Origin of the sequence: Microbacterium karelineae, from assembly GCF_009745985.1 — a bacterium.
In the GTDB taxonomy this organism is placed as follows: domain Bacteria; phylum Actinomycetota; class Actinomycetes; order Actinomycetales; family Microbacteriaceae; genus Microbacterium; species Microbacterium karelineae.
In genome coordinates this window covers 1-560 of the sequence record NZ_WFIX01000121.1, presented here as the reverse complement: position 1 = coordinate 560, position 560 = coordinate 1, and the positions used below count along the sequence as shown (strand labels likewise).

The window sequence follows — 560 nt, the reverse complement described above, 5'->3', positions numbered from 1 at the left end:
TAAAGAACCTTGTCTTGCAGCACCATCACCAAAGAAACAGATATTTACTGCTTTTCTGTCGAACTATTTCATCATAAAAAAGCAAGAGCTAACACATGAAAGAATTTTCTAAAGAGGTATACCTGAAGTGGTATGAAGATATGACAATGTGGAGAAGGTTTGAAGACAAATGCCGTTCTCTTTACCTAAAACAAAAGATCAGAGGATTTTTACATTTGTATAACGGTCAGGAAGCTATCCCTGCCGGTTTTACACATGCAATGGATCTTACAAAGGATAGTATGATTACTGCTTACAGATGTCACATCCATCCAATGGCGATGGGAGTAGATCCTAAAAGAATCATGGCTGAACTTTGTGGTAAAGCTACCGGAACATCCGGAGGTATGGGTGGATCTATGCACATTTTCAGTAAAGAACACCGTTTTTACGGAGGACATGGTATCGTTGGAGGACAAATTCCATTAGGTGCAGGTATTGCTTTTGCAGATAAATATTTCGACAGAAAAGCAGTAAATATCTGTTTCTTTGGTGATGGTGCTGCAAGACAAGGTTCTTTA

At 38.8% G+C, this 560-nt stretch carries 1 protein-coding gene; it reads left to right on the top strand.

What is annotated here, in order from left to right; genetic code table 11:
- Nucleotides 1–95: 95 nt before the first annotated feature.
- The coding region (locus tag GB932_RS22185; protein WP_497755947.1) for a thiamine pyrophosphate-dependent enzyme at nt 96–560 on the top strand (465 nt) is incomplete at its 3' end.